Annotated in this window: 1 protein-coding gene and 1 pseudogene; both read right to left on the reverse strand. The window is 66.4% G+C overall.

Annotation, left to right across the window (positions count from 1 at the left end; translation table 11 throughout):
• Window positions 1-103 precede the first annotated feature (103 nt).
• The gene (gene istB / locus OL599_RS25720) at window positions 104-835 is read right to left on the reverse strand and encodes an IS21-like element helper ATPase IstB (protein ID WP_283949953.1); all 732 of its coding nucleotides are present in this window, start codon (window positions 833-835) and stop codon (window positions 104-106) included.
• Window positions 832-1,572: pseudogene (locus tag OL599_RS25725) on the reverse strand (Mu transposase domain-containing protein); the annotation flags it as partial. The pseudogene OL599_RS25725 and the gene istB, both read right to left, overlap by 4 nt.
• Between the last annotated feature and the right edge of the window lie 69 nt (window positions 1,573-1,641).

Raw genomic sequence — 1,641 nt, forward strand, 5'->3', positions numbered from 1 at the left:
CTTACGGTGCGCGTAGTTTGACGCTGTTCGCCGCTCCGGAGCCGTAGGTGGAGGAGCGGTGAGCAGCGTCGGCCGATCGCTGGTGGAGAGTTAGCCGGCAGGATCAGGCGCGGTTCTTGAACCGCCAGCTCTCGTTGCCGGTTTCGAGGATGTCGCAGTGGTGGGTCAGCCGGTCGAGCAGCGCGGTCGTCATCTTGGCGTCGCCGAACACGCTAGGCCATTCGCCGAACGCCAGATTGGTCGTCACGATCACCGAGGTCTGCTCATAGAGACGGCTGATCAGGTGGAACAACAACTGGCCGCCGGACTGGGCAAACGGCAGGTAGCCGAGTTCGTCGAGCACGATGAAGTCCATCCGGCAAAGATACTCGGCCATCCGCCCCTGTCGACCGGCACGGCCCTCAGCTTCCAGCTTGTTGACCAACTCGACGACGTTGAAGAACCGGCCGCGCCCGCCGTCGCGGATCAGTGCCCGCGGTAAGGCGATCGCCAGATGCGTCTTGCCGGTGCCGGTTCCGCCGACCAGCACGACGTTGCGCTGATGGTCGAGAAAGTTGCCGCTTGCAAGATCACGCACCAGCGTCTCGTTGATTGGCGTGTCGCTGAATTGGAAGTCCGCGACATCCTTGGCCAGCGGCAGCTTGGCGATGGTAATCTGGTAGCGGATGGATCGCGCCTGCTTCTCGCTGATCTCGGCCGTCAGCAGATCGCCGACGATGCGCTGCGGCTCACGCTGGCGCTTGATCGCCGTGGTGAGGATCTCGTCGTAGGCCGCCTTCATGCCGTAGAGCTTGAGCTCGCCCATGGCGGTCAGGATCTCGGAACGCTCCATCATACGGCCCTCCTGAGGCTGTCATATCGGGTGCAGTCGGCAACCGGCGCGTGCCGCAGCCGCAGCGCCTCCGGGGTCAGGATCGTCACGGGCGGCGTTGGCTCGCGGCGTCGCGACAGGATGTTGAGGACGACGTCCGCCGAGTGAACGCCGTCGCGCAGCGCCTCCTGGCAGGCCGCCTCGACCGCGGGCAGGCCGTCGCTCCGCACGGCGGTGAGAATGCGCACCATCTGTCGGTCGCCATCGGCGGATCCGGCCAGCTTGCGGCGGACACGGTCCAGCCCAAGTGGAAGCACCCAGTCCTTGAACGGTGCGCCGTTGCGCAGGGCACCGGGCTTACGGGCCAGCACCGGCACGTAGTGCCAGGGGTCGAACACCGTCTGGTCCCGCCCGAAGCACCGCGCGTGATCACCGACCACCTGCCCCTCCTGGCGCAGTTCGATCCGATCGGCATAGGCCCGGATCTCGACGGGCCGTCCGACCGCGTGGGCCGAGACCGAATACCGATTGTTGTCGAACCGCACGAGGCAGGTCTTCGACACCGAGGCGGGCACCGCGTGGAACCCGTCAAACCGCCCGGCATATCGCACCAGGCTGGGCCGTTCCGCCTCGAACTGCTCCCAGATCGTCCGCTCACGGAACTCCGGATGGCGGTGCGCGCGGGCGTAGGCGATGCACTGGTCGACCAGCCAGGCGACGCGCTCGCTGCTCATTGCCCGCTCCCGACTGGTCTGCATCCGCCGCGACCTGGAAAACCAGGTCCGCAGCCTGCTCAAGGAGATCGGCTTGCTGTTCCCGCGAGCGATCGG

Source organism: Limobrevibacterium gyesilva (genome assembly GCF_025989185.1).
Taxonomy (GTDB): Bacteria; Pseudomonadota; Alphaproteobacteria; order Acetobacterales; family Acetobacteraceae; genus Limobrevibacterium; species Limobrevibacterium gyesilva.

Bases quoted from the DNA above. Each gene is read 5' to 3' on its own strand.
- istB (WP_283949953.1), bottom strand. From the start codon at position 835: ATGATGGAGCGTTCCGAGATCCTGACCGCCATGGGCGAGCTCAAGCTC.